The 24674-nt window shown below is 70.6% G+C and carries 23 protein-coding genes; 10 read left to right on the top strand and 13 right to left on the bottom strand.

Going from position 1 to position 24674, the window contains the following annotated elements:
- The first annotated feature begins 46 nt into the window (after positions 1-46).
- Positions 47-1192 carry a metallophosphoesterase gene (locus tag AB0I94_RS09775; RefSeq protein ID WP_363308937.1) on the top strand — a complete coding sequence of 382 codons (1146 nt, stop codon included), beginning with the start codon at positions 47-49 and terminating at the stop codon, positions 1190-1192.
- Between the two features lie 181 nt (positions 1193-1373).
- Here the strand turns inward: AB0I94_RS09775 and AB0I94_RS09770 are convergent, their stop codons facing one another.
- Complete coding sequence (locus AB0I94_RS09770; RefSeq protein WP_363308936.1) at positions 1374-1583, bottom strand: DUF6243 family protein; 210 nt, start codon at positions 1581-1583, stop codon at positions 1374-1376.
- A 461-nt stretch (positions 1584-2044) separates the two neighbouring features.
- Here AB0I94_RS09770 and AB0I94_RS09765 point away from each other — a divergent pair, with 461 nt between their 5' ends.
- Entirely contained in the window at positions 2045-2983 is a 939-nt protein-coding gene (locus tag AB0I94_RS09765; protein WP_363308935.1) for an ornithine cyclodeaminase family protein, read from the top strand.
- Positions 2984-3012: 29 nt separating this feature from the next.
- Here the strand turns inward: AB0I94_RS09765 and AB0I94_RS09760 are convergent, their stop codons facing one another.
- The 7 genes from AB0I94_RS09760 to AB0I94_RS09730 form a co-directional block, all read right to left on the bottom strand.
- Positions 3013-4299 carry a sulfite oxidase gene (locus tag AB0I94_RS09760; RefSeq protein WP_363308934.1) on the bottom strand — a complete coding sequence of 429 codons (1287 nt, stop codon included), beginning with the start codon at positions 4297-4299 and terminating at the stop codon, positions 3013-3015.
- A gap of 53 nt (positions 4300-4352) precedes the next feature.
- A complete protein-coding gene (locus tag AB0I94_RS09755) occupies positions 4353-4955 on the bottom strand; it encodes a sugar kinase (RefSeq protein WP_363308933.1) in 603 nt (200 codons plus the stop codon).
- Between the two features lie 4 nt (positions 4956-4959).
- Positions 4960-6117 (bottom strand): ROK family glucokinase, encoded by a 1158-nt coding sequence (locus tag AB0I94_RS09750; protein WP_363308932.1) that lies wholly within the window; start codon positions 6115-6117, stop codon positions 4960-4962.
- Between the two features lie 229 nt (positions 6118-6346).
- Positions 6347-7168 carry an ATP-binding cassette domain-containing protein gene (locus tag AB0I94_RS09745; protein ID WP_363308931.1) on the bottom strand — a complete coding sequence of 274 codons (822 nt, stop codon included), beginning with the start codon at positions 7166-7168 and terminating at the stop codon, positions 6347-6349.
- Positions 7165-8235 (bottom strand): ABC transporter permease, encoded by a 1071-nt coding sequence (locus tag AB0I94_RS09740; protein ID WP_363308930.1) that lies wholly within the window; start codon positions 8233-8235, stop codon positions 7165-7167. The genes AB0I94_RS09745 and AB0I94_RS09740 overlap by 4 nt, the downstream gene beginning before the upstream one ends.
- Positions 8232-9215: a sugar ABC transporter substrate-binding protein gene (locus tag AB0I94_RS09735; protein WP_363308929.1), complete on the bottom strand. Its 984-nt coding sequence runs from the start codon at positions 9213-9215 to the stop codon at positions 8232-8234. The genes AB0I94_RS09740 and AB0I94_RS09735 overlap by 4 nt, the downstream gene beginning before the upstream one ends.
- Positions 9216-9340: 125 nt before the next feature.
- On the bottom strand, positions 9341-10333 hold the full coding sequence (locus AB0I94_RS09730) for a sugar ABC transporter substrate-binding protein (protein WP_363308928.1): 993 nt from the start codon (positions 10331-10333) through the stop codon (positions 9341-9343).
- Positions 10334-10529: 196 nt separating this feature from the next.
- Between AB0I94_RS09730 and AB0I94_RS09725 the strand changes: the two genes are divergently transcribed.
- On the top strand, positions 10530-11396 hold the full coding sequence (locus tag AB0I94_RS09725) for a SigB/SigF/SigG family RNA polymerase sigma factor (RefSeq protein WP_363308927.1): 867 nt from the start codon (positions 10530-10532) through the stop codon (positions 11394-11396).
- 155 nt (positions 11397-11551) lie between these two features.
- On the top strand, positions 11552-12112 hold the full coding sequence (gene dps, locus AB0I94_RS09720; protein WP_363308926.1) for a DNA starvation/stationary phase protection protein Dps: 561 nt from the start codon (positions 11552-11554) through the stop codon (positions 12110-12112).
- 75 nt (positions 12113-12187) lie between these two features.
- Here dps and AB0I94_RS09715 read toward each other — a convergent pair whose 3' ends face one another.
- Both AB0I94_RS09715 and AB0I94_RS09710 read right to left on the bottom strand, forming a co-directional pair.
- Entirely contained in the window at positions 12188-12937 is a 750-nt protein-coding gene (locus AB0I94_RS09715) for a GntR family transcriptional regulator (RefSeq protein ID WP_363309032.1), read from the bottom strand.
- A gap of 128 nt (positions 12938-13065) precedes the next feature.
- The gene (locus tag AB0I94_RS09710) at positions 13066-13863 is read right to left on the bottom strand and encodes an SAM-dependent methyltransferase (RefSeq protein WP_363308925.1); all 798 of its coding nucleotides are present in this window, start codon (positions 13861-13863) and stop codon (positions 13066-13068) included.
- Positions 13864-14135: 272 nt separating this feature from the next.
- Between AB0I94_RS09710 and AB0I94_RS09705 the strand changes: the two genes are divergently transcribed.
- Positions 14136-15161 (top strand): Gfo/Idh/MocA family oxidoreductase, encoded by a 1026-nt coding sequence (locus AB0I94_RS09705; RefSeq protein WP_363308924.1) that lies wholly within the window; start codon positions 14136-14138, stop codon positions 15159-15161.
- Between the two features lie 117 nt (positions 15162-15278).
- Here AB0I94_RS09705 and AB0I94_RS09700 read toward each other — a convergent pair whose 3' ends face one another.
- Positions 15279-15950 (bottom strand): response regulator transcription factor, encoded by a 672-nt coding sequence (locus AB0I94_RS09700; protein WP_363308923.1) that lies wholly within the window; start codon positions 15948-15950, stop codon positions 15279-15281.
- Positions 15951-16155: 205 nt separating this feature from the next.
- Between AB0I94_RS09700 and AB0I94_RS09695 the strand changes: the two genes are divergently transcribed.
- Complete coding sequence (locus AB0I94_RS09695; protein ID WP_363308922.1) at positions 16156-16896, top strand: class I SAM-dependent methyltransferase; 741 nt, start codon at positions 16156-16158, stop codon at positions 16894-16896.
- A 51-nt stretch (positions 16897-16947) separates the two neighbouring features.
- On the opposite strand, the gene AB0I94_RS09690 is transcribed toward AB0I94_RS09695, so the two are convergent.
- Entirely contained in the window at positions 16948-17400 is a 453-nt protein-coding gene (locus tag AB0I94_RS09690; RefSeq protein WP_363308921.1) for a hypothetical protein, read from the bottom strand.
- Positions 17401-17589: 189 nt separating this feature from the next.
- Complete coding sequence (locus AB0I94_RS09685) at positions 17590-18516, bottom strand: LLM class F420-dependent oxidoreductase (protein ID WP_363308920.1); 927 nt, start codon at positions 18514-18516, stop codon at positions 17590-17592.
- Between the two features lie 157 nt (positions 18517-18673).
- Between AB0I94_RS09685 and AB0I94_RS09680 the strand changes: the two genes are divergently transcribed.
- The 4 genes from AB0I94_RS09680 to AB0I94_RS09665 all read left to right on the top strand — a co-directional run bounded on the left by AB0I94_RS09680 (position 18674) and on the right by AB0I94_RS09665 (position 24673).
- Positions 18674-18865 carry an FDLD family class I lanthipeptide gene (locus AB0I94_RS09680; RefSeq protein ID WP_361044490.1) on the top strand — a complete coding sequence of 64 codons (192 nt, stop codon included), beginning with the start codon at positions 18674-18676 and terminating at the stop codon, positions 18863-18865.
- Positions 18866-19031: 166 nt separating this feature from the next.
- The gene (locus tag AB0I94_RS09675; RefSeq protein WP_363308919.1) at positions 19032-20429 is read left to right on the top strand and encodes a lanthionine synthetase C family protein; all 1398 of its coding nucleotides are present in this window, start codon (positions 19032-19034) and stop codon (positions 20427-20429) included.
- A gap of 51 nt (positions 20430-20480) precedes the next feature.
- Complete coding sequence (locus AB0I94_RS09670) at positions 20481-23786, top strand: lantibiotic dehydratase (RefSeq protein WP_363308918.1); 3306 nt, start codon at positions 20481-20483, stop codon at positions 23784-23786.
- Positions 23783-24673 carry a phytanoyl-CoA dioxygenase family protein gene (locus AB0I94_RS09665; protein ID WP_363308917.1) on the top strand — a complete coding sequence of 297 codons (891 nt, stop codon included), beginning with the start codon at positions 23783-23785 and terminating at the stop codon, positions 24671-24673. The genes AB0I94_RS09670 and AB0I94_RS09665 overlap by 4 nt, the downstream gene beginning before the upstream one ends.
- Position 24674 lies beyond the last annotated feature (1 nt).

The raw sequence follows: 24674 nt of genomic DNA, 5'->3' as shown, positions 1-24674 counted from the left end.
GGATGGTGCAGCGCATGCCGCCCAGCAGAGCCGACTGCGCCGCCTGATGCGTTACATCCCTTTGATCGCCCCCGTTCTGCTGTGGACCGTGCCCTGCTGGGTGCTGCTGCACGCCGGCCAGCACTGGCCGCTCCCCGTGGCGCTGGGCGGCACCGCCCTGTTCGTCCTCGGTCTGATCGCCATGCCGCTCGCGATGGCGCGCGGCCACGGCCGGCGGCAGCAGGACTGGGCGGCGATCGTCGGGGACACCCTCCTTGGAGCCGGCTGGGTCCTGTTCACCTGGTCCGTCCTGCTGGGCGTCCTGTTGCGCCTCGCCCTGACCGTGGCCGGCGTGGGCGACGGCCAGAGCCGGGCCCGGATCGTCACTTGGGCGGTCCTCGGCGTAGCCGCGGTGCTGCTCGCATGGGGGTACGCCGAGGCCCGCCGGGTACCACGGGTGCGCCGGCTCGACGTACAACTCCCGCGCCTGGGAGCCGGGTTGGACGGCACCCGCGTCGTCCTCATCACCGACACGCACTACGGCCCGCTCGATCGCGCCCGCTGGTCCGCGCGGGTCTGCGCGAAGGTCAACACACTGGAGGCCGACCTGGTCTGCCACACCGGCGACATCGCCGACGGCACGGCCGAGCGTCGCCGCGCCCAGGCCGCACCGCTCGGCACCGTGCGAGCCACCAGGGCCCGGGTCTACGTCACCGGAAACCACGAGTACTACAGCGAGGCCCAGGGCTGGGTCGACCTGATGGACGAGCTGGGCTGGGAGCCGCTGCGCAACCGCCATCTGCTGATCGAACGCGGCGGCGACACCCTTGTGGTCGCCGGCGTGGATGACGTCACCGCCGAATCCTCCGGCCTGACCGGCCACCGCGCCCACCTCGCCGGAGCCCTGAGCGGCGCCGACCCCGGCCTGCCCGTCCTGCTCCTGGCCCACCAGCCCAAGTTCGTCGACCGGGCGGCAGACGCGGGCATCGACCTGCAACTCTCCGGCCACACCCATGGCGGCCAGATCTGGCCCTTCCACCACCTCGTCCGCATCGACCAGCCCGCCCTCGCCGGCCTCAGCCGCCACGGCGCCCGCACCCTCCTCTACACGAGTCGCGGCACCGGCTTCTGGGGCCCGCCGTTCCGCGTCTTCGCCCCCAGCGAGATCACCCTGCTCACGCTCCGCTCCCCACAGCGAGCGCCCTCGCCGTAGCTGTCGAAGGACCGGACGGCCGAGAGCGACGCGGAGGCTCGGCCGAGAGCTGGGCGGGAGCGGACGCGCACAGCTCCCGAGAGCTGGGCGGGACCGGACGCGCCCGTACGGCAGCAGGGCCCGGTCCGCGCGTGCGGTCCGGGCCCTGCCCCATGCGGTGCCGCCCTGCGGCGGCGACGCGTCAGCTCTGCGCGGTGTCGTCGCTCGTCTGCCCGGCGACCTCGGGTGCCCCTACCTTCTCGCGCATCTTGCGCACCAGCTCCGCCTTCTGGTCGGCGGCACCCTGGCGGTCGAGGTTGCGGTGAGGACCGTTGTTCTGCCGCTCGGCGCGGGACAGCTTCTTGCGCTTGCCGCCGCCCATGCCCACGGGGTTGTTGATGTTCTTGCTCACGGGTTCTCCCGGAATGATGTGAAGTGATCTACGGATTCATCGGTGGGGGACGGGCGCGGTGACGCCGGAGGACGTCAGCAGGGGCCCATCACGCTCTCACTCGTAAATCAGCGCCTGGAAGAACATGCCCTAGACGTTACCCGGTTCCGTCGCCCCTGCACACCAAGTTTTCCGCCGTCCCGGCAAGCGGCCGGGACTTCGGCGAGCGCCGGGGGCCGACCGTTCCCCTCCAGTCGGCCGACGGACCATACCCCCTCACCTCAGGAAAGCCCCGCCGGATGAAGGCGAGCCGGCAGGGGGTCCGCGGCGCCGTTGCGCACCGCTCTACGCTGACGGCGGAGCTGAAGCGTGAGCATGAGGGTGTCGAAACTCTCCTCGAGGACAGGTGTTCTCCGCCGCGGGATTGCGCGACCCACATGCGAGCCGACAGTCCTGAACCACCGCCCCGAAAGGACCCAGCAATGAGTGCGACCCTGCCCCACCTCGACGCCGAGGCGCTCACCCGGCTCGTCCCGATGTCCGCGGCGATCGAGGCCGTGGAGGCCGTCCTCAAGGCAGGGCTGGACCCGGAGGCGGAACCTCCGCGGGGGGTGGTGGACGTACCGGGCGGCCAGCTCCTCCTGATGCCGTCGTCGACGAGGTCGTACACGGGGGTGAAGATCGCCACGGTCACTCCCGGGAACGCGGCCCGCGACCTCCCCCGCGTCCAGGGCCTTTACCTCCTCCTGGACGGCACGACCCACACACCCCTGGCCCTCCTAGACGGCATCGCGCTGACCTCGCTGCGTACGCCCGCGGTGTCGGGCGTGGCCATCAAGCACCTGGCCGTCCCGGAGACCCGCCGCCTCCTGGTCTTCGGCACCGGCCCCCAGGCCTGGGGCCATGTGGAGGCGGTACGCGCGGTGCGCCCGACGCTGGCCCACGTGGACGTGGTGGCACGCGACCCCGGGCGGGTGGCGGCCTTCGTCGACCGGTGCCGCGACGCGGGCCTGTCGGCGGCACCCGCGACTCCGGCGGACGTGGCGACCGCCGACGTGGTCTGCTGCTGCACGACGGCCCGCGAACCGCTCTTCGACAGCGCACTGCTCCCGCCCCACGCGACGGTCGCGGCGGTGGGCTCACACGAACCGGACGCACGCGAGGTGGACGAGGGACTGCTGAGCCGCGCCGTGGTGGTGGCGGAGTCCCACGAGGTCGCGCTACGGGAGTGCGGCGACATCATCCTGGCAACGGCCGCGGGCGCCTTCGACCCAGGCCACCTGCGAACGCTGGCCGAGTTGGTCCGGGGCGAAGTGGAGACCCCCGACGAGCAGCCCCGCCTGTTCAAGTCCGCGGGGATGGCGTGGGAGGACCTGGGGGTGGGGGCGGCTGCCTACGAGCGGTGGACGAGCCTCGGCTGACGTCGCCCCCCCGGGTCGGCCCCCGCCCCTCACACCACCCTCACCGCATGCCGCACCACCGCGTCGAACAGGTAGCCCTGCGTGTTGTGTGCCGTTGTCTCCGGCTGGGTGTGGCCTGTGGTGTCTGTCGCTCGGGCCAGGAGCGTGGCCGGGCCGGGGGTCTTGGGGTGCCAGGGTGTGGTCCAGCGGGTCCAGCCGGAGCGGTGGGGGGTGTCCTTGAGGTGCACCGCGCGCCAGGTCCGGCCCTCGTCCGTGCTGATGTCCACGCGGGTGATCGCGCCCGTCGCCGACCAGGAGCGGCCGGTGAGGTGGTGGGTCCTGGACGCCCGGAGGCTTGCGTTCCAGGGGAGTTCGAAGGCGGACTTCAGGGTTTGGTGCGTCAGCGGAGCGCTGCCCTGCGAGGGGTACGCCTCGCCGAACAGGCGGTAGAACTCCGTGTTCCAGGGTGAGTAGAGGGGTGTGGACGAGACCTCGATGTCACCCACCCATTTGATCGACGCGATGCCCACCCACGCCGGGACCAGGACCCGCACCGGGTAGCCGTGGTCGGCGGGGAGCGGGGCGCCGTTCATCTCGTACGCCAGGAGCACGTCGTCCATCGCCTTGGCGAGCGGCAGCGGGCGGCGGACCCTGCCCAGGTTCGTGCCGTCGTCCGTGACGTACTGCGCGTCCAGGCCCCTCGGCAGCACGTCCACCGCGTGGCGGGAGACACCCGCCCGGCGGAGCACTTCGGAGAGGCGTACGCCGCGCCAGTGCGCGTTGCCGATCGCTCCCAGGGTCCAGGCCGTGCCTGGGACCGGTCGGCCCTGCTGGGTGGTGAAGAAGCTTCTGCCGTTGCCCGCGCATTCGACGAAGGCGGTGCGGGACGTCGACGGGAGGCGTTTGAGGTCCGCGAGGGTGAACTCCTGGGCCTCACCGCTCTCCAGACCGTCGCCCCAGATCCTCAGGCTCCAGGTCTTCGCGTCCAGGACTGGCGTCGCCGTGTGGTTGCGTACGAAGAAGTGGGAGGCGGGGGTGTGGAATCCCGTCTCCGCCAGCGCCTCGAACTTCGTTTCCGCGTTCGTGCCGCGGATCGTGAAGCGGTCCGCGGGGAGCGGCTTCACGATGCCGGCGGCGGCATCTGCGGCCGCCGCCCGTGCTCGGGGCGCTCCCAGCGACACCGGCAGCGTCACCGCGGCTCCCGCCGCCGCGAGCAGCCGCAGCATGTCCCTGCGCGCCACCCCGTCCGCGCGCGCCTCCCCCGCGAGCCACTGGGCGCGCCGACGTCTGTCGTACTCCTCTTCGGATGCCGCTTCGGACGTCTCTCTGAAGATCATGGGCGCCATCGTACGAGCCGTGGCTCGGGCAACTCGCCGGTGAAACACGCCAGTTACGGGGTTGTCGTAGACACTACATAGACCATCGGATGCTCCGAGTTGACGCGGTTCACCACCACGTCGAGGGTCGGCACCGGGTCCTTCTGCACATGGGTCAGGCCGAGCCAGGGGCCCGGGTCCGTGAACTCCCAGCCGACCACCTTGCGGTCGCGCTTGCTGATGGTGATGTCGTTCTTCTTCAGCGCCTTCGTGTTCGTGCCGATCTGCTTGAGGAACGTGTCCAGGCCCTTGTTGGACGTCAGGAACTGGGCGTACAGACGGCTGGTGCGCCAGTTGTTCGTCTCGTAGTAGGCGACTTCCCTGGAGTAATGGGGAATCGGCACGTCGTAGAGGCGGCGCTGGACCTTCGACGGCCAGCCCGCGGTGAGGCCGGTCGCGGAGTACTTGGCCTCCTTGTCGCGGCCGCTGTTGCGGCTCTGGTTCGCGGAGATCACCAGATAGCCGGCCGGCACGCCGATCAGGAGCACGATGATCGTGGCCGTCAGCCAGCGGCGGCGGATCATGTGGCGGCGGTCCTCGCGGGGGCGGCCACCCTCGTCGGCGGGGTCCGGGGAGCCCGCGGAGTCCGGGGACGAGGGCTGGCGGGGGACGGTCATCTGTTTACTGGGTTCCCTGAGAGGTGCGGTCGTTGGTGCGGCGCGCTTCCACGTACCGCTCGTAACGTTCATGCCGCTCCACCCGGCGGCGATTCGCCCGGCGGAACCGGCGGGCCACCAGACGGGCCAGGTCGGCCGCGCCCACCATGCCCGCCTCGGGGCCCAGCTGGGCGCGGGCGATGCGGGCCTCGGGGCGGTAGCCGCGGCCCGTCAGCTGGCGGCGGAACGCGTCGCGGGCCGGGCCGATCAGCAGGTCGTCGGCGGCCGATACGCCGCCGCCGATCACGAAGCAGGACGGGTCGAGCGCCGCCGCGAGGTTCGCGATGCCGACGCCGAGCCACTGGCCGATGTCCTGGAGGAGCTCGACGCACATCGCGTCGCCGTCGCGGGCCAGCTCCGTGATCAGGGGGCCCGTGATGTCGGGGATGTTGCCCTTGACCCGCTCGATGATCCCGTACGCGACCGGGGAGTCGGCCGCGGCGAGCTCGCGGGCCTCCCTGACCAGTGCGTTGCCGGAGCTGTACTGCTCCCAGCAGCCGCGGTTGCCGCACGGGCAGCGGTGGCCGCCGGGGACGACCTGCATGTGGCCGAACTCCCCGGCGACGCCGAACTTGCCGCGCTTGACCTGGCCGTCCTCCAGAATCGCGCCGCCGATGCCGGTGCCGAGCGTGATCATGACCAGGTGGTCCTCGCCGCGGGCCGCGCCGAAGCGCCACTCCGCCCACGCGGCGGTGTTCGCGTCGTTGTCGACGAGCACGGGGACCGCGAGGCGGCCCGAGATGCGGTCACGGAGGGGTTCGTTGCGCCACGACAGGTGCGGGGCGAACAGAACGCGGTTGCGGTCGGCGTCGACCCAGCCCGCCGCGCCGATGCCGACCGCGTGCACGTCGTGCCGGTCGGAGAGGTCGAGGACGAGTTCGACGATGGTGTCCTCGACGACCCTGGGGCTCTTGGACTTGTCCGGGGTCTCCGTGCGGAGCGTCTCCAGGATGTTGCCGTCGGCGTCGACGACGCCCGCCATCACCTTCGTGCCGCCGATGTCGATGCCGACGGTGGGCACACGGGGCGCCGTCAGATGTGATCGGCGCTCACGCGTGCCCACGGTCCGCAGGACGGTGGCTCGGGCGGAGCCGCGGTGCGCGAGATCGCGGTAGGTGCTCATTGCGGCGATTCTGCCTCACACTCGCGGGGGCGCGCACAACGGACCCCTGGTGCCCCGTAGCCAGGGGCGGGCCCCGTAGGGGCGCGGGGAACTGCGCGACAAGCCACGAACAAGCCGCAGTCGCGTCTGCTCGGCCACCCGGCAGACGCGACTGCGGCTTTTCACTGGCTGAGCGCGCCCCGCGGCGGAGCCGCAAATGTCACAGCCCCGCGCCCCTACGGGGCGCTGCTCAGCGCTTTTCCAGTTCGTGACGGAGGTCGTCCAGCTCGGAGCCGCCCGCCATCTGGCGGGTCAGTTCGTCCAGGGTGACCTCGTCGCGTCCGTAGCTGCCGAACATCGTGCCGCGCTTCAGGAGGACGAAGCGGTTGCCGACGAGGTACGCGTGGTGCGGGTTGTGGGTGATCAGGACCACTCCGAGGCCCGCGTCCCGCGCGGCGGCGACGTACTTCAGGACGACGCCCGACTGCTTGACGCCGAGCGCCGCCGTCGGCTCGTCGAGGACCAGCACCTTGGCGCCGAAGTAGACGGCGCGCGCGATCGCCACGCACTGGCGCTCACCGCCCGACAGGGTGCCGATGGGCTGGTCGACGTCGCGCAGGTCGATGCCCATGCGGAGCAGCTCCGCGCGGGTCGTCTCGCGCATGAGGTCGACGTCCAGGCGCTTGAAGGGGCCCACCCCCTTCGTCGGCTCCGAGCCGAGGAAGAAGTTGCGCCAGACCGGCATCAGCGGGACCACGGCGAGGTCCTGGTAGACCGTGGCGATACCGCGGTCCAGGGCCTCGCGCGGCGAGCCGAGCTTCGCGTCCTCGCCCTCGATGCGGAAGGTTCCCGCGTCGTGCCGGTGCAGACCCGCGATGATCTTGATGAGGGTCGACTTGCCCGCGCCGTTGTCTCCGAGCACGCAGGAGATCTCGCCCGCGTGGACCTCCAGGGAGACGCCTTCGAGGGCGCGGATGTTGCCGTAGTACTTACTGACGTCGTCGAGCTCGACGAGCGGGCTGCGGTACGGCTCCGGCACCGCGTCGGTGACGTCGGTCGTGTCGGTGGTCACTTCGTCGCCTCCGCGCGCTTGCGGACCCAGTGGTTGAGCAGGGTCGCCAGGAGCAGCATCACTCCGAGGAAGAACTTGAACCAGTCCGGGTTCCACTCGGCGAACACGATGCCCTTGCTGACCATGCCGAAGATGAGGGCGCCGACGGCCGCGCCGACCGCCGAGCCGTATCCGCCGGTGATCAGACAGCCGCCGATGACGGCGGCGATGATGTAGATCAGTTCGTTGCCGACGCCCTCGCCGGACTGGACGACGTCGTACGAGAAGAGCAGGTGCTGGCCGGAGACCCAGGCGCCGAAGGCGACGCCCATGTACAGGCCGATCTTGGTCGCGGCGACCGGGACGCCGACCGCGCGGGCCGCGTCCTCGCCGCCCCCGACCGCGAAGATCCAGTTGCCGACGCGGGTACGGAGCAGGACCCAGGTGGCCACCGCGATCAGACCGAGCCACCAGAGAATCGTGATCTTGAAGTCGACGCCGCCGATGGTGATCGTCGAGGCGAAGACGTCCTTGGCGGAGGCGAAACCCTCCATGTCGGCGATCGACTTCGTGGAGACGGTGCCGCTGATCAGCTTGGTGAAGCCGAGGTTCATGCCGGTCAGCATCAGGAACGTACCGAGCGTGATGATGAAGCTCGGCGGGTCGGTGCGCGTCAGCATCACGCCGTTGAAGACGCCGATGGCGAGGGTGACGACGAGTGAGACGAGCACGCCGACCCAGACGTTCGCCGTCATCTGGTAGCTGAACATCGACGAGATCAGCGCGGAGGTCGTCACCATGACACCCGCCGACAGGTCGAACTCGCCGCCGATCATCAAGAGCGCCACCGGAACCGCCATGATGCCGAGCGTCGACGCCGCGTACAGCACGGTGGCGAGACTGGTGGCCTGCAGGAAGCTGTCCGCGGCGACCGAGAAGAAGACGAAGACGGCGATGGCGCCGACGACGGAGCCGAGCTCGGGGCGGCCCATCAGCTTCTTCAGCGGTGAGGCCTTCAGGAGGCGTTCGTCCGTCTTCGTGTCCGGAGCGCCGGGAGAAGGTGCGGGCGCCGGGGCTGTGGCTGTCATCGGGTCCCTCGCTTCGCGTATTCCTCCAGCTTGGCGGCCTGGTCCTTGGTGACGATCTGCGGGCCGGTGAGGACCGGCTTGCCGCCGCCGAGCACGTCGTCGTTGTACTTGTAGAGCCAGAGCAGGTCCACGGCCTCGTAACCCTGGAGGTAGGGCTGCTGGTCGACGGCGAAGCCGAGCGAGCCGTCCTTCAGGCCCGCGGCGACCTTCTCGTTCAGGTCGAAGGTGTCGACCTCGGCCTTGCTGCCCGCGCTGTCCGCGGCCTTCACCGCGGTGTCGGCGAAGGGCGCGCCGAGCGTGACGACCGCGTCGATGCTCTTGTCGGACTGGAGCCTGGCCTCGATGGAGGACTGTACGTCGGGCATGTTCGTGCCGGTCACGTACAGGTTCTGCATCTTGCCGTCGAAGGTCTTCTCGGCGCCCTCGCAGCGCTGCTCGTGGCCGACGTTGCCCTGCTCGTGCAGGATGCAGAGCGCCTTCTTCTTGCCGCGCTTGTTGAGCTCCTCGCCGACGGCCTCGCCCGCGATCGTCTCGTCCTGGCCGATGTGGGTGAGCGCGCCGAACGCCTTGGACTCCGCGGAGCCGGAGTTCACGGTGATCACCGGGATGCCGGCCTTCTCGGCGCGCGCCAGGGCGCCCTTCATCGCGTCGGGCTTGGCGAGGGTGACGATGATGCCGTCGACCTTCTTGTCGATGTACGAGTCCACGAGCTGGGCCTGCTGCTGGGCCTCGGCATTGTGGGCGTACAGGAACTTGATGTTGTCCTTGACGGCGGCCTGCTTGGCGCCTTCCTGGACGATGTCCCAGAACGTGTCGCCGTCACCCGAGTGGGTCACCATTCCGAACGTCCAGTTCGGCGTGTTCACCGCTGCCTTGCCCTGTGCCGTTGCCGCCTTGCGTGCGTCCTCGGCGCGCTTGCCGCCGGTGCTGCTGCACCCCGCGAGGGATACCCCGAGCACCGCGACCAGCACGGCGCCCACCGCACGTACCCCTGTCTGAACCCTTGCCACGACGCCGTGCCCTTCTAGCTCTGCTCCTCGGTGAGGCCGGTCCGGATCCCCGGCCCCAGCCGCCCAAGTATCGACCACGCGGATCACGCATGTGTTCATCGGGTGCCGCGGGCGGTGTACTTCTCCAGCTTCGGCACGTCCTTCTCGGTGACGATCGCGGGTCCGGTGAGGACGGGCTTGCCACCGCCGAGGACGTTCGCGTTGGTCTTGTAGAGCCACAGCTCGTCGATGGCGAGGTACCCCTGGAGGTAGGGCTGCTGGTCGACGGCGAAACCGACCTCCTTGGCCTTCAGGCGCTTGACCACCTCGGCGTTCAGGTCGAAGGTGTCGACCTCCGCCTCGCTCTTGGAGTCCTCCTTGGCCTTCACCGAAATGGCCGCGATCGGCGCGCCGAGGGTGACGACCGCGTCGATGTCCTTGGTCGCCTGGAGTTTGGCGCTGATGGAGGACTGGGCGCCGGGCGCGTTGGTGCCCTCGACGTTGAGGTTGTCGACCGAGCCCTTGAAGGTCTTCTTCACGCCCGCGCAGCGCTGCTCCAGGGAGACGTTTCCCTGTTCGTGGATGACGCAGAGCGCCCTCTTCTTGCCCCGCTTGGTGAGCTCGTCCCCGACGGCCTCACCCGCCACGGACTCGTCCTGGCCGATGTGACTCAGCGCGCCGAAGCCGGCGGAGAACTCGCCGCCGGAGTTGATCGTGACGACCGGTATCCCGGCGGCTTCGGCCTTGCCGAGGACCGCCTTCATCGCCTCGGGCTTGGCCAGGGTCACGACGATGCCGTCGACCTTCTTGTCGATCGCCGACTGGACGAGCTCCGCCTGCCCCTTGGCCTCCTTGTCGTTGGAGTAGAGGAACTCGACGTTGTCCTTGCGGGCCGCCTGCTTGGCGCCGCTCTGGACGATGTCCCAGAAGGTGTCGCCCTCGCCGGAGTGCGTGACCATCGCGATCTTGAGGCGGGGGGTGTTGACGCCCTTGCCGCCTCCCCCGCCGTCGCCCGACTTGTCCTCGTCGTCCTTGCCGCCGGAGCCGCTGCACCCGGCCGCGAGCGCGATCACCGCTATGAGAGCTGCTGCCGTGCGGGCTGTACGCATGGTGGGACCACCTCTTCTCCCGGCCGCCCTAGTGCGGCTGGGGGAGTTCTAGCGGCGGGCGCGCGGCAGCGTCAATGGATTTGTCAGAACATTCTGACGACTTCTCCGATCCGAAGTCCTTGTGTGTGGGCGGCGGCCAGTCGGGTACACGGGCCGTCGCCGAAGGAAGTTTCGAACTGAACAAGGAGCGAAACGCATGATCACCGCGGCGCAGGAGCAGACGCAGGAGCCGACCATCAAGGCCGGGGAAGACCTCGTTGAACGCGCGTACACGGACCCCTCCTCCATCGCGCCGAGGGACGCGCGGGAGGTCGGCAAGCGTTTCTTCGACCGCCTCGCCCACCTCGAGGAAGGCACGCACGAGTACCAGTACGTGCGCAACGTCCTGATCGAGATGAACCTGTCCCTCGTGCACTACGCGGCCTCCCGGTTCAAGCACCGCGGCCAGCAGGAGATGGAAGACATCATCCAGGTCGGCACCATCGGTCTGATCAAGGCCATCGACCGGTTCGAGCTGACGCGCGAAGTCGAGTTCACCTCCTTCGCCGTCCCTTACATCACCGGCGAGATCAAGCGGTTCTTCCGTGACACCTCCTGGGCCGTGCACGTGCCGCGCCGCCTGCAGGAAGCACGCCTGGAACTGTCGAAGGCCACCGAGGAGTTGCGCACCCGCCTGGGCCGTCTGCCCTCCACGGCCGAGCTGGCGGAGCTCATGCAGCTGGAGCCCTCCGAGGTCGCGGAGGCGCAGAAGGCGTCCAACGGCTACAACGCCGTCTCGCTGAACGCGGCGGTCAACGGTGCCGACGACGAGTCCGACACGATGCTCGCGGACTTCATCGGAGTCGACGAGCATTCCTTCGAACTCGTCGAGAACTTCCACTCCCTCGCCCCGCTGATCGCGGACCTCGACGAGCGGGACCGCACGCTCATCCATCTGCGCTTCGTCGAGGAGCGGACCCAGCAGCAGATCGCCGATGAGCTCGGCTACTCGCAGATGCACGTCTCCCGGCTGATCACCCGTGTCGTGGGCAAGCTCCGCGCCGGCCTGATGGCCAACGACTAGCCCCTCACCGGGTCCGGCCGGGCAGCGGCGCGTGTAGCGGCGACCCACGGGGGCACCAGAACATAACGAACCCGCACAAATGCACCCGCACACAGGCTCGTACACCGACTCGTACACCGACGTGTGCGGACGCATACGAGACAGGAGGCAATCCGTTGACTTCCGAGGCCACCCCCAAGTACACCGTCCCTGGCATCACGGTGCGGGAGGCCGGCACGGTCATCGAGCTGCTGCAGCAGCGTCTGCACGCGCTCAACGATCTCCACCTCACGTTGAAGCATGTGCACTGGAACGTGGTCGGCCCGCACTTCATCGCCGTGCACCAGATGCTCGACCCGCAGGTCGACCGGGTACGCGACATGGCCGACGACGCGGCCGAGCGCCTGGCCGCTCTGGGCGGCGTCGCGCACGGCACCCCTGGCTCCCTGGTCAAGGAGCGCACGTGGGAGGAGTACAGCGTGGGCCGCGCCGATGCCATCGCCCACCTCGGCGCCCTCGACCTCGTCTACACCGGCGTCATCCAGGACGTCCGCGCCGCCATCAAGAAGGTGGGAGACATCGACCCCGCCACCGAGGATCTGCTGATCGAACAGCTGCGGGACCTGGAGCAGTTCCAGTGGTTCGTCCGGGCCCACCTGGAGACGGCGGGCGGCACGCTCACCACGGCCGGTGCCACCACCGAGACCGAGGCGGCCGAGAAGTCCTCGGGCGCGTGATTCCCCTCGCGGCGGGGCCGCGGTGCTCCGGCACCGCGGCCCCGCCGACGTGTCTGCCCGTACGGCTCCAGGGCCCTAGGGGCGTACGAGGAGCTGGAACTCGAAGGAGTAGCGCGAGGCCCGGTAGATGTGCGAGCCGAACTCGACCGCGCGGCCGGTGTCGTCGAAGGTCGTGCGCCGCATCGTGAGCAGCGGGGCCCCCACGGGCTCGCCGAGCCGCGCACCCTCGTCGGCGGTGGCGGCGCGGGCGCCCACGGACTGGCGGGCGCTGTGCAGGGTGATGCCCGCGGCGCGCATCAGGCGGTAGAGGCCGGTGGCTTCGAGGGGTGCGGTGTCGAGGGCCAGCAGCCCGGACGGGATGTGGTTGCGCAGGCACGCCATGGGCTCACCGTGGGCCAGGCGGAGCCGCTCGACCAGGTGCACTTCGTCGCCTTCCGCGACGCCGAGCGAGGCGGCGACCTCGGCGGACGCGGGCTCGACGGTGTTGCGCAGGACGCGGGTCTCGGGGCGCTGGCCGGCCGCCTCCAGGTCGTCGTAGAGGCTGCTGAGTTCAAGGGGTCGCTTGACCTGGCTGTGCACCACCTGGGTGCCCACGCCCCTGCGGCGCACGAGCAGCCCTTTGTCGACGAGGGACTGGATGGCCTGACGGACGGTCGGCCGGGAGAGGCCGATGCGGCCGGCCAGCTCGATCTCGTTGCCGAGCAGGGTGCCCGGCGTCAGGGCCCCGCGCTCGATCGCCGCCTCCAACTGCTGGGACAGCTGAAAGTACAGCGGGACCGGGCTGCTGCGGTCGACGCCGAGCTGGAGCGAGACGGTCGGGTCCACGGCTGGTTTGTCGGCAGATTTGGGCACGTGGCGAGCGTAGTCGCAGGGAATGATGACGGGAAGTTCTGAAGTTCTGTTGTCCGGACATATTCCGAGCGGTCGTAGATCGGGGTTCGCCGTGGGTGACGTCACGGTACCCGTGCCACGCCAACCCAGCCGGCCCGTATGGTCAGCGAGCCCGGCATGGCCGCGTCCGGCTTCCACTTCGGCCAGGGAACGAACCCGGGATCGACGAGATCAAGGCCATCGAAGAGGGAGATCGTCTGCTCCGGGCTGCGCAGGATGTAGGGGATCGCGCCGGAGTTGTTGTACTCCTCCTGCACACTGCGGTGCAGTTCGTCGTCGGCATCGGAGTGCGTCAGTGAGGCATAGCTGCCCGACGGGAGACCCGATACCAGACCACGTACCAAGGTCAGAACGTCTTCCCACGGGGAGATGTGACCCAGTACGTCATTGATCACGAGACCGATGGGCCGGGTCATGTCCAATGTTTTCGCGGCGCTTTGAAGGATCGTCTCGGTGTCGCGCATGTCTGCCAGCACGTAGTCCGTGGCGCCTTCAGGTGTGCTCCTGAGGAGCGTGTCGACGTGCATCAGGACGATCGGGTCGTGATCCACGTAGACCACCCGGCTGTCCGGTGCGATGCGTTGAGCAATCTCGTGGGTGTTGTTGGCTGTGGGTAACCCGGCACCCACATCGAGGAACTGTTTGACGCCTTCCCGCGCCATCCAGGTCACCGAGCGACGCAGTACATCGCGAGACTCCTGGGCCATCGGGACGATCAGGGGGAACTTCTCCTTATAGGCATCGCCTGCCACTTGGTCAGATGCGTAGTGGTCCTTGCCGCCCAGCCAGTAGTTCCAGACGCGTGCGCTGTGCGGCAGGGACGTGTCTATCCGATGGATGTCTGCTGGTTCGCTGCTCATGACAGTGCTTCTCTCGATAGATCAGGGCGCGTGGCGAGGACAGCGGAACGATCCAGCGTTTCCAGTTCGTCGGGAGCAGGGCCCGCCGCCACCGCTTCGGCCGAACAACACAGTGGTACACCGTAGTTCGGCATCGCGATCATGTCGCTGACATCAGAGAAGAAGTAGTCCGGACGCTGTCCTTGATCGCGGAAACGAGCTCCACCATCTCTGAAGTTCTGTTGTCCGGACAAAGGATTGACAGGATCGCGGCGCGTCGCGAGGGTTGGTCCATGCGCATCGGATTGATCGGAACGGGACGTATCGGCACATTCCACTCCACGGCCCTCCAGCGGCATCCCGAGGTGGACGCGCTGGTCGTCGCCGACGCCGACGCCGGGCGCGCGGCCGGGCTCGCGGCACGGATCGGCGCGGCCTCGGCCCCTTCGGTGGACGAAGTCTTCACGGGCAGCAGCCGGACACGTGCCGTCGACGCGGTGGTGATCACGGCGGCGACCTCCGCGCACGCCGAGCTGATCGGCAAGGCGGCGCGTGCGGGGCTGCCGGTCTTCTGCGAGAAGCCCATCGCCCTGGACCTGTCCGGCACGCTCGCCGCACTCCGGGAGGTCGAGGCCGCGGGCACGGTGCTCCAGCTCGGCTTCCAGCGGCGGTTCGACGCGGGGTACACGGCGGCGCGCGAGGCCGTGCGGTCGGGGCGCCTTGGACGGTTGCACACGGTCCGGGCGATCACCTCCGACCCGGCGCCGCCGCCGGCCGCGTACCTCCCGCTCTCCGGCGGGCTCTACCGCGACTGCCTGGTCCATGACTTCGACATGCTGCGGTGGGTCACGGGCCGCGAGGTGACGCAGGTGTACGCGACCGGGTCGGACGCCGGGCCCTCGATGTTCCGCGACGCGGGAGACGTCGACACGGCGGCGGCGGTCCTCACCCTGGACGACGGCACGCTCGCCACGGCGACGGCCACGCGGTGCAACGGCGCGGGCTACGACGTACGGATGGAACTGGCGGGAGAGGACGACCAGATCGCGGTCGGCTTCGACGACCGCACGCCCCTGTCGTCCGTGGAACCGTCGGGTCCGCCACCGCCCGAGAAGCCGTGGCCCGGCTTCCTCGAACGGTTCACCCCCGCGTACGAGGCGGAGCTCGCGGCGTTCGTCGACGTGGTCCGCGGCGAACGGAACAACCCGTGTGACGGCCGGGAGGCGCTGCAGGCACTACGCATCGCCGAGGCGTGCGAACTGTCCCGGAGGGAAGGGCGGTTGGTGCGGCTGACGGAAATCCCCGGAGGCGAAAGCTGACGGCCCGGCTCCAGGGCCTGACCTCACGAAACTCCTGAACGCCAGACCCCCTGACCTCCTGGCCTCCTGACCTCCTGACCCCCTGGCCTCCTGGCCTCCTGACCTCCTCGGCAGGGCTTACTCCGCCCCGTCGAGCAGCCCGGCGTCATGTGCCAACAGCGCGATCTGCACGCGGTTGTTGAGGTCCAGCTTTGTCAGGATGCGGGACACGTGGGCCTTGACGGTGGCCACGCTCAGGAAGAGTTCCGATGCGATGTCCGCGTTCGACGCGCCCCGGCCCACCGCGACCGCCACCTCCCTCTCCCGCTCCCCCAGCAGCGCGAGGCGGCTCAACGCACGCTCGCGGCGGCCCTGTTGGGGGTCCACCTCCGTCACCTGGGTGATCAGCTGCTGCGTCACCGTGGGGGAGAGCACCGGCTCTCCCGCCGCGACCGCCCGTACCGCCGTGACGATCTCGGCGGGCGGGGTGTCCTTGAGGACGAATCCCGCCGCCCCCGCCCGCAGGGCCCGCAGCACCTGTTCGTCGGCGTGGAAGGTGGTGAGGACGATGACCTCAGGGGCGCCGGGGCGCTTGCGCAGGGCCTCCGTCGCCGCGAGGCCGTCCATCGTGGGCATGCGGATGTCCATCAGTACGACGTCGGGGCGGAGCTCGCCGACCAGCGCCGCGACCTGGGAGCCGTCCGCCGCCTCACCGACGATCTCGATGTCGTCCGCGCCGCCCATCATGAAGGACAGACCGGCACGGACCAGCGGGTCGTCGTCGACGAGGAGCACGCGGATCGGGTTCATGGCCCCACAGTAACGAGATCTCCGGGCGGTCGATCACCGCTGCCGTACGGGTGCGCCGGGCTCGCGATAGGGGCCGGAACGAGCACCCCCCGAACACCCCCCTAGAAGTGTCCGTACTCCTGGAGAGCCGCCGGGGCCGACGTCTAGGCTCGCGGCGAACGCGGGTCGGCTCGGCTGAGCAGCCCGAGGCATGGAGGTATGCGCCATGGTCGACAGCAAGCAGCTCTCCGCACGCGCCAGGGCGCGGCAGGCGCCCCCGAAAGACTCCTTCCGGCTGGGCGAGCAGCTGTGCGCACACCCGGACGACGGGGCCGCCGCCGACGAGCGGGCCCCTTGGGACATCGGCAGAGTGCAGCCCGCCGTCATCGAGTGGGACCGCGAGGGCACCATCCGCGGTGACGTACTCGACGCGGGCTGCGGCTTCGGCGAGAACGCCGCGTTCCTCGCCTCGCGAGGGCACCGGGTCACCGGCGTCGACTCCTCACCCGAGGCGATCGACAGGGCGCGGGAACTCATGCGGGAGCGCGGTCTGGACGTCACGTTCACCATCGCCGACCTCACCGAACTCAGCGGCTGTGACGGCCGGTTCGAGACCGTCGTCGACAGCGCCCTGTTCCACTGCCTGGACCAGGAGGAACGCTCCCGCTATCTGCGCGCACTGCACCGGGCCACCGCGCCCGGCGCCCATCTGCACCTGCTGTGCTTCTCGGACGCCCTGCCGCGCGGGAACCCGGAGCTCTTCCGCATCGGTGCCCGGGAGCTGCGCGACTCCCTGAAGGCGGAGGGCTGGGAGAGCTGTGAGCTGCGCCGGGGCACGCTGCTCGGGTGCGTGCCGTCCGACGAACTGCGGGAGATCTACCTCCGCCGCTTCAGCCCCGACGGCGGCGCCGACGCCTACGGAGTGGTGCACAGCCCGGCCTGGTGGGCGCGGGCCCGCCGGGTGTGAGCCTCGCGGACCGGCAGCGGGCGTAGGCGGTGTGTCTGACGCCCCCGGCGCTCAGTCCGCCGCCCCGCAGCCCTTCTCGCGCCCCACGGGCGGCGCCGCGTCAAGGACCCAGCGGTCGTCGCTGCGGACGGCGGACCACGCGGTGCACACGGCGCCCTTGGTCCCGGCGTCCGCGGTGACGGTGACCACCGGGTCGCCGTCGCCCTCGGCCACGGTGGCGCGGACGCGTCGCGGGTCCGCCTCGTCGAGACGGGCCACGTAGTTCTTGGCGTAGTCCTCGCCCGCGCTGTCGGAGTCGACGAGCCGGCCGAACTCGTCGTCGTCCCGGTCGGTCAGGGCCTGTTGCACGGCGGATCGCAGCCCGTCCAACGTGGCCTCGCCGTCCGGCTCCTCACGCACGATCGAGACGATGACCGTCCCCATCCAGGCGGCCAGCAGAGCCGCGCCGATCAGCAGGACCAGGGAGGACGGCCGCTTCAGCCAAGGCTGCCGCTGCTCGGTCATATACGTCCCTTTTCCACACTCAAGAGGGCCATTTGCACCGCGACAGTACCATCGGCGGCTTCACGCCTGAGGGTGCTACGGACGCGATCCGGACGCCGTACGCGGAGCATGGAACGGCGCCTTCCGTCCGGTCGGAGGGAACCGGACGGAAGGCGCCTTCGGCACGCCGGCCGCGGGGGGTGCGGCCGGTCAACTGCCCCGCAATTTCTCGATGATGGGAGCGAACGTCTCGATGTAGGGCTGGTGGACCGTGATGTACGAGAAGCCGTACTTCTCGCGGTTGGCCACCAGCTGTTCGGCGATCTCGTCGACGGTGCCGATGAGCAGGTACGGCGTCTGAAGTGCGTCCTCCACGCTGATGCCCATGCCGAGCTGCGTCAGCAGCTTCTCCGCCGTGGCCCGCCGGTCGTTGGTCACCTCGACGGCGTGCGCCAGCATGTGCCACTCCAGGTCGGGGAGCCGGTCCCCCGCGTGTTCCCGGACGAAGCGCACCCGGTCGGCGGCCTCGGCCGCCGAGCCCAGACGGCACGCTCCGGCGGGCTTGCCCGGCATCTGGTGGACACCGGAGATGCTGACGATGTCGGCGTGTTCGGCGGCGATGCGCAGCACCCGGTCGCCGACCCCGCCGATGAGCAGCGGCGGACCCGTGCGGTGGAACCCGCGCCGCTGCACGGCACGCGACTCGCCCCGCGCCTCGGGCGGGGCGCCGACCTCGGTCGTGAAGTGGCGTTCCAGCTCGGTGACGGTGGTTTCCAGACGCTCGGCGCGGACGCCGATCGGGTCCCAGGGGATGCCGGCCTCCTCGAACTGCCAGCGCATGTGGCTGGCGCCGAGCCCCACTTCCAGGCGGCCTCCGGTGAGGAGGTCGGTGCTGAGGATCTCGCGGGAGAGCAGCGCCGGGTTCCAGAACGAGGTGTTCAGGACCAGCGTGCCGACACGCATCCGTTCGGTGGCGTCCGCCGCGGCGACCAGAGCGGGAAAAGGCGCCAGCATTCCCAGGTGATCGGCCGCCAGAACTACGTCATAGCCGTACTCCTCACTCTCCCGGCACTTCTGGGCGAAGGCTTCTCGGGAATCCGCTTGGCAGATGTTGAAGGAAAACCGGAATCCGCGCATGGCGTTGAGGCTGACAGGGCGGGACCAGCCTGGCTACCCCAGTCGACGCCCCTTCCGGATAGGGGCATCCCCTTGTTCAACATAGGGGTTTCGGCCTTTGAGCGGGGTCTCTAGCGTCACTGATCGTCCTGCCTCAATCGACTTGGAGGCTCAACCGATGACAACCCAGCAATTGATCGATATACCCCTGGACGAATTCGATCTGGATATCCGGGTCGACGTTCCGGAGGCCGGAGCGGAGGACACCGACCCGATGGCCTGGTGGTGCACCCACCGCTACAGCTGCCGCTGGACCAAGTGCTGCTCCGGTGAGCTCATGCAGAACATGCCCACCGAGTACTGGAACTAGCAGCAGCGCCCGCGGCCGCACCACCAGCCGTACCAGCGGCCGCGTCGGGAGTGACCGCTTGCTCCCACCGGTATGACTCCGCTCGACGGAGGCCGGCGGCTGGGACGTGCCGCGGTCCATGAACGGCTCGTCCCAGCTCTGGCACCGACCGCACGTAAGGACGCCCATGCCATCGCCGTCGCGCGCACCCGCCCCTACGGACCAGCAGAGCACCGACGCCACCGGCACGCCGGCCGGCCCCTCGTGGCGGCCCGCACTGTCCGGAGCCCTCCAGGAGCGTGCCGTGGCGTGTGCGAGGGCCGTCGGCCTGCGGCTCGCCGATCCGGAGCGGGTGCTAGCCGCGGCGGCCGAAGCCGCCCGCGGCTCCCACCGGTTCGAGTTCGCGGGGACCTCCCTGGCCTGCGGTTTTCCGAGCATCGCCCTGGCACTCCTGCACCTCACGCGCGCTTGGCCGGGCGAGGGCTGGGAGCAGCGCCTGCACGCCACCCTCGGGCTCTGCGCCCGCTCGACCGCGCGGAGCCCGCTGCACGGCCCGGGGCTGTACGGCGGCACGGGCGGCCTGGCCCTGGTGCTCGCCGGGGCGGCCGAGACGGAGCCGCGGTACGCGCCGACGGCGCTCAAGGTGCGGGCCGCGCTGCTGGGCCAAGTGGCCTCGGGGCCCTGGCAGTCGAAGCCGCCCGCGGATCCGGGTACGTACACGAAGGACCACCTGTACGACGTCGTCACCGGAGCCTCCGGCGTCCTGGGCGCCCTCCTGGCCACCGGCGTCGACGACGCGGCGGGCGAGGAGGCCGCCGGGCTCCTGATCCGCTACCTGAGCGGTGTCGCCGAGGGGGACGGCGCGGGGCGGCTGCTCTCCCCCGCCGACTCCGTGGATCCCGCGCTCCTGGAGGAGTGCCCGCAGGGCTACCTCGACCTCGGGACGGCCCACGGCGCCGGGGGGCCGCTGGCCGCTCTCTCGCTCGCCTGCCGGGCGGGCCACCGGCTCCCCGGCCAGCTCCAGGCCGTGCGCGCGCTGTCGGACTGGGTCGTGGAGCACCGCGTACAGGACCCGTGGGGCGTCAACTGGCCCAACCACGTGGGCCGTCACGACCCGCCGGGGCGGGGCGCCGCCGCCGGCGGACCGCCGTCACGCGCGGGCTGGTGCTACGGCGCCCCGGGCATCGCCATGGCGCTGTGGCACGCGGGACACGCCCTGGACGCGCCGGAGCTGAGGCGGCTCGCCGTCGAGGCCGTTCAGAGCGCGCTGCGCCGCCCGGTGTCCGAGCGGCACATCCCCTCGCCCTCCCTCTGCCACGGGGTGGCGGGCCTCCTGATGGTGTGCCTGCGCCTGGCCCAGGACGATCCCGACTCCCCTCTCCAGGACCACGTTTCCTCCCTGACCGAGCAGATCCTCGGCCTCTTCGACCCCGCCGCGCCCCTGTGTTTCCGCGACGAGGAACAGCCCGGCGTGTTCGTCGACGACCCGGGGTTCCTCACCGGCGCGGCAGGCGTGGCGCTGGCCCTGCTCGCCGCGGCCACCCCGGTCGCACCCTCCTGGGACCGGGCGCTGCTGATGTCGTGACCGGGCGGCGCGGCGGACCCACGTAGACCGAAAGGCAGGAATCACGTACCCATGAGCCGGCACGACAAGGGCACACCTCCTCCCCCGTCCACCTCCGGGTACGACGCCACCTACGAACCCGCGGGCTTCTTCCTGCTGCGCGCGCCCGCCCTGCCCTTGGGCTCCTTCCACCGGCTCACGGCCCCCGCCGACGACGTACCCGAGGGGCCGCACGACGGGGAGCTGGAGACCGCCCTGCACGACGCGGGCCACAGGACCCGGGCGCTGCTGCGCAAGTACGCGGCCGACGCCGAGGTCAGGCAGGCGCTCGCGGTCGCCAGCCCGCCGCTGCTCGCCGCGGTGGACTCCCTCGACACGGGCGGCACCTCGCAGCGGCGGACCGAGCGCACCTACCGCAGCCTGTTGCGCTATCTGACGCGGATGAGCACGCGCGCCACGCCCTTCGGCCTCTTCGCCGGTGTCGCCGCGGGGCGGTTCACGGGCCCCGCCAGGGAGGGGGCCGGCGCGGGCGGTGACACGCTGCTTCTGGGCCTGCCCGCGACCGGGGCGGTGCGCACCAGGCCCGACATGAACTGGCTGATGGCGCTCGTGGAACAGGTCGAGCGCGACGAGGCCGCGCCGGACCACCTCGGCGTCGTCGCCAACCCGACGGCCCACGTCGCCGGTGACCGTCTCGTCCTGCCGGTCGCCGACATCTACGGCACGCGCGACACACGCTCCATCACGCTGCGCGCCACCGCGGTCGTCCTGGAGGTGCTTCGCCGGGCCGGGCGCCCGCTGCCGTACGCCGATCTCCGTGCCGGCCTGGTCCGCGACCTGCCGCAGGCGAGCGAGCAGCAGATCGACGCGCTGCTGCGGAAGTTGTGGGCCAACCGGTTCCTGATGAGCGACCTGCGGCCCGCGCTGAGCGACTCACGGGCCGCCGAGACCTTCGCCGCCCGGCTGCCGGACGGGCCCCGTACAGCGCCGTTGCGTGCCGCGCTCGGCACGGCCCTCGACCTCGCGGGACGCACGCAGGCGGCGGAGCCCGCCGACCGCGAGCACCTCTTCGCCGAGCTGCACCGTCACCAGACGGGCCTTCACGAGTCGAGCGCTCCGCCCTTCCAGGTCGACATGGCCCTGAACACCGTGGGCGACCGTCTGCCGCGCGCCGTCGGGGACGCCGCCGCGGACGCCGCCGACGTACTCCTGCGCCTCGGGCTCTTCCCCTCCGGCTTCCAGCATCTGCGCGGCTACCACGACGACTTCGCGCAACGCTACGGCGAGGACGCGCAGGTCCCGCTGCTCGAACTCCTCAGCGCCGAGTCGGGCCTCGGGCCGCCCGCGACCTACACCGAGCCGCTCCCCGACCCGCCCCGCCAGGCGCCGCCCGCTCCCCTGAACCCGCACCGTGACGTCGCCCTGTGCGGCCTGGTGTCCGAGGCGCTGCGCAGCGGCGCCCAGGAGGTCGAGCTCACCGACGGCCTCCTGGACACGCTCTCCAACTGGCGCCCGGAGACCGGACCACGGGCTCCCGAAGTCCTCGACGTGTACCTGCAGTTGCAGGCCGCCGACGCCGCCGCTCTGGAGGGTGAGGACTGGCGGGCGGTGCTGTGCCCGACGCCGCTCGCGGACGGCGGCCGTACGTTCGGCAGGTTCACCGATGTGCTGCCGGCCGAGGTGACCGGGGCGCTGCGGCACTGCGCGCGCCGCGAGGAGGCCGCGCGGCCGGACGCCGTCTTCGCCGAGCTGAGCTACCTGCCGCTGGTGCGAAGGGCCGCCAACGTCGTCGTCCACCCCGAACTGCGCGACCACGAGATCGTGGTCAACGCCTCCGCCTCGGTCCCCGACGACCGCACCATCACCCTCTCCGACCTGATGGTGGGCGTGCACGACGGCCACTTCTACGTCTGCTCGCGGCGCCTGGGCAAGGAGGTCGTGGTCGGGCAGAGCCATCTCCTGACCGACCTCCAGGCACCCAACGTGTGCCGCTTCCTCCTGGAGATCGGCCAGGACCGCCACCCGTTGCTCGCGGCCTTCCACTGGGGTCCGTACAAGAGCGCGCCGTTCCTGCCGCGCCTGGTGCGGGGCAAGGTCGTCATCAGCCCGGCGCAGTGGATCCTCCAGCACGGCTCGGTCACGCCCACGGGCCGCGGGGACGACAGCACGCGCTGGTACCGGGGCGTCCAGGAGTGGCGTGCGCGCTGGCGGGTGCCGCGCTGGGTCCACCTGGTCGAGTTCGACAACCGGCTGCTGCTCGATCTGCGGCACCCCATGTGCGTGAGCGAGCTGCTCACCGCGCTGCGCAAGACCAAGGCGCCCGGCCGCCTGGCCGTGCAGGAGGTGCTGCCGGGCCACGACCAGCACTGGCTGCGGGACACCGAGGGCAGGTCGTACACGTCGGAGGTCGTGGTACCGGTGACGCGGCGCGCGCGGGCCGAGGCGCCGCCGAAGCCCGGTGCGGACGAGCCGCTGCCGGTGCGGCTCGCGCGCCACCCGGAGCGTCCGCCGGCCGCCGACGAGCTGCGCGTGCTGCCCGGCGACGGCTGGGTGTACCTCAAGCTCTACACGTCGGCCAGACGCCAGGACGAGGCCGTCGCGGGCCCGCTCGCGCCGTTCGTCGCCTCGCTGCGGGCCGAGGGGCTGCTCGCCGACTGGTTCTTCATGCGCTTCGCCGACCCGGAACCGCACCTGCGCATACGGCTGTTGGCCGGCGAGGCACGGCGCGGCGGGGAGCTCCTCGCACGGACCGCGGCATGGGCGGGTGACGTGGTGCGCTCCGGGCTCGCCTGGAAGTTCGGCTTCGACACGTACTTCCCGGAGGTGTGGCGGTACGGCGGTCCCGTGGCCATGACCGCGGTGGAGCGGGCCTTCGGCACCGACAGTGAGGTCACTCAGGCCGTGCTCGCCGCGCGGCAGGCGGGCGCACTGCGCCTGGACCCCGCCGTGACGGCCGCGTTCTGCCTGGACCGTCTCGCCGAGGCCTGGGGGCTCGGCTTCGAGGAACGGCTGGCCTTCATCCGGGCCCGGTCCGACAAGGACGAGTTCAGCGACGCCTTCAAGCAGCACCGCACCGAACTCTGCGAACTGCTTCGCCCCTGGCGGCGGCCCGCCGACGACCCGCGGCGCCACGTCCTGCTCGCCATGACCGAGCCCTATGTCCAACTGAGCGAGACAGCAGCGGACTTGAGGGAGCTGCACCACGAGGGCGCGCTCTGGCAGGACCCGCGGGAGATCCTCGCCAGCCTGGTCCACATGCACGTCAACCGGGTGTGCGGCATCGGCCCCAGCCGCGAGCGGAAGATCTACGCGTTCTGGCGCAAGGCGCTGGACGCGCTGGAACAGCGTCCCGACCGCACGGAGGTGACATCACGATGAGCGACACCGAACTGGCCGACCGCGTACGGGCGTTCCGCGAGGACGGCTATGTGGTCCTGCCCGGCGTCTTCGGCAAGGACGAGGTCGCCGCGTTCCGGCGTCTTTACGACGAGGGTGCGGACGACTGGCAGTTCGTGCACGGCCGCGAGGACCCCCCGCTGATCGTCGGCCACCTCGTCGAGCGGGCCCCGCGGGTGGCGCTCGGCGCGGTCACCCGCCCGGCGCTCCTCGATCTCGCGGAGGCCGTGATGGGCCCGGCCGTCCAACTGGACAGCACCGTCCTGTTCAGCGCCGACGCCGAGGACCCGGAGGCGAAGGGGCGGCCCGTGCACTGGCACCGGGACCGGTTCGGGTACTTCCCGAACGGCTCGTACATGAAGCCGCTGCTCGTCATCTGCTTCGCGTATCTCCAGGAGATGACCATCGAGTACGGCCCGCTGCGGGTCATCCCCGGCTCCCACCGCACTCCCGTGAGCATCCCCGAGGACCGCCTCGAGGAGCCGCACGAGGACGAGGTGCTGCTGCACACCACGCCGGGGGACGTCGTCCTCATCCACCACAACCTGCTGCACTCCGGCACGCACAGCGTGAGCGAGGGGCGGCGGCAGTTCCTCGGCATCGGCTACAACACCTCGGCCATGCGCCACGACGAGTCCTACGCCGGACCCAATGTCCGGGCGATCGTCGCGACGGCGCGCAGGACGCGGGACCGGCGGACGCTGCGCCTCTTCGGCGAGGACGAGATGTTCGACCGGCGGCAGAACGCGGGCTTCACCACGCCCGAGCAAACGGCGTGGGAGACGTGGCGGCGTGCCGACGAGGAGCACGCAGGCGAATCCACCGAAGCACGTGCCCGGGTGACACAGGCGCGCAAGAGGTTCTCGTAAT

It is taken from the genome of Streptomyces sp. NPDC050147 (assembly GCF_040660195.1).
Lineage (GTDB): Bacteria > Actinomycetota > Actinomycetes > Streptomycetales > Streptomycetaceae > Streptomyces.
The sequence above is the reverse complement of the archived record's forward strand: the minus strand, read 5'-3'. Positions and strand labels throughout refer to the sequence as shown.

What these genes read in the sequence shown, in the direction of transcription:
- AB0I94_RS09775 (WP_363308937.1), top strand. Translation starts at nt 47, where the DNA reads ATGCGTTACATCCCTTTGATCGCCCCCGTTCTGCTGTGGACCGTGCCC.
- AB0I94_RS09765 (WP_363308935.1), top strand. Translation starts at nt 2,045, where the DNA reads ATGAGTGCGACCCTGCCCCACCTCGACGCCGAGGCGCTCACCCGGCTC.
- AB0I94_RS09760 (WP_363308934.1), bottom strand. Translation starts at nt 4,299, where the DNA reads ATGATCTTCAGAGAGACGTCCGAAGCGGCATCCGAAGAGGAGTACGAC.
- AB0I94_RS09755 (WP_363308933.1), bottom strand. Translation starts at nt 4,955, where the DNA reads ATGACCGTCCCCCGCCAGCCCTCGTCCCCGGACTCCGCGGGCTCCCCG.
- AB0I94_RS09750 (WP_363308932.1), bottom strand. Translation starts at nt 6,117, where the DNA reads ATGAGCACCTACCGCGATCTCGCGCACCGCGGCTCCGCCCGAGCCACC.
- AB0I94_RS09740 (WP_363308930.1), bottom strand. Translation starts at nt 8,235, where the DNA reads ATGACAGCCACAGCCCCGGCGCCCGCACCTTCTCCCGGCGCTCCGGAC.
- AB0I94_RS09730 (WP_363308928.1), bottom strand. Translation starts at nt 10,333, where the DNA reads ATGCGTACAGCCCGCACGGCAGCAGCTCTCATAGCGGTGATCGCGCTC.
- AB0I94_RS09725 (WP_363308927.1), top strand. Translation starts at nt 10,530, where the DNA reads ATGATCACCGCGGCGCAGGAGCAGACGCAGGAGCCGACCATCAAGGCC.
- AB0I94_RS09710 (WP_363308925.1), bottom strand. Translation starts at nt 13,863, where the DNA reads ATGAGCAGCGAACCAGCAGACATCCATCGGATAGACACGTCCCTGCCG.
- AB0I94_RS09705 (WP_363308924.1), top strand. Translation starts at nt 14,136, where the DNA reads ATGCGCATCGGATTGATCGGAACGGGACGTATCGGCACATTCCACTCC.
- AB0I94_RS09700 (WP_363308923.1), bottom strand. Translation starts at nt 15,950, where the DNA reads ATGAACCCGATCCGCGTGCTCCTCGTCGACGACGACCCGCTGGTCCGT.
- AB0I94_RS09695 (WP_363308922.1), top strand. Translation starts at nt 16,156, where the DNA reads ATGGTCGACAGCAAGCAGCTCTCCGCACGCGCCAGGGCGCGGCAGGCG.
- AB0I94_RS09690 (WP_363308921.1), bottom strand. Translation starts at nt 17,400, where the DNA reads ATGACCGAGCAGCGGCAGCCTTGGCTGAAGCGGCCGTCCTCCCTGGTC.
- AB0I94_RS09685 (WP_363308920.1), bottom strand. Translation starts at nt 18,516, where the DNA reads ATGCGCGGATTCCGGTTTTCCTTCAACATCTGCCAAGCGGATTCCCGA.
- AB0I94_RS09680 (WP_361044490.1), top strand. Translation starts at nt 18,674, where the DNA reads ATGACAACCCAGCAATTGATCGATATACCCCTGGACGAATTCGATCTG.
- AB0I94_RS09675 (WP_363308919.1), top strand. Translation starts at nt 19,032, where the DNA reads ATGCCATCGCCGTCGCGCGCACCCGCCCCTACGGACCAGCAGAGCACC.
- AB0I94_RS09670 (WP_363308918.1), top strand. Translation starts at nt 20,481, where the DNA reads ATGAGCCGGCACGACAAGGGCACACCTCCTCCCCCGTCCACCTCCGGG.
- AB0I94_RS09665 (WP_363308917.1), top strand. Translation starts at nt 23,783, where the DNA reads ATGAGCGACACCGAACTGGCCGACCGCGTACGGGCGTTCCGCGAGGAC.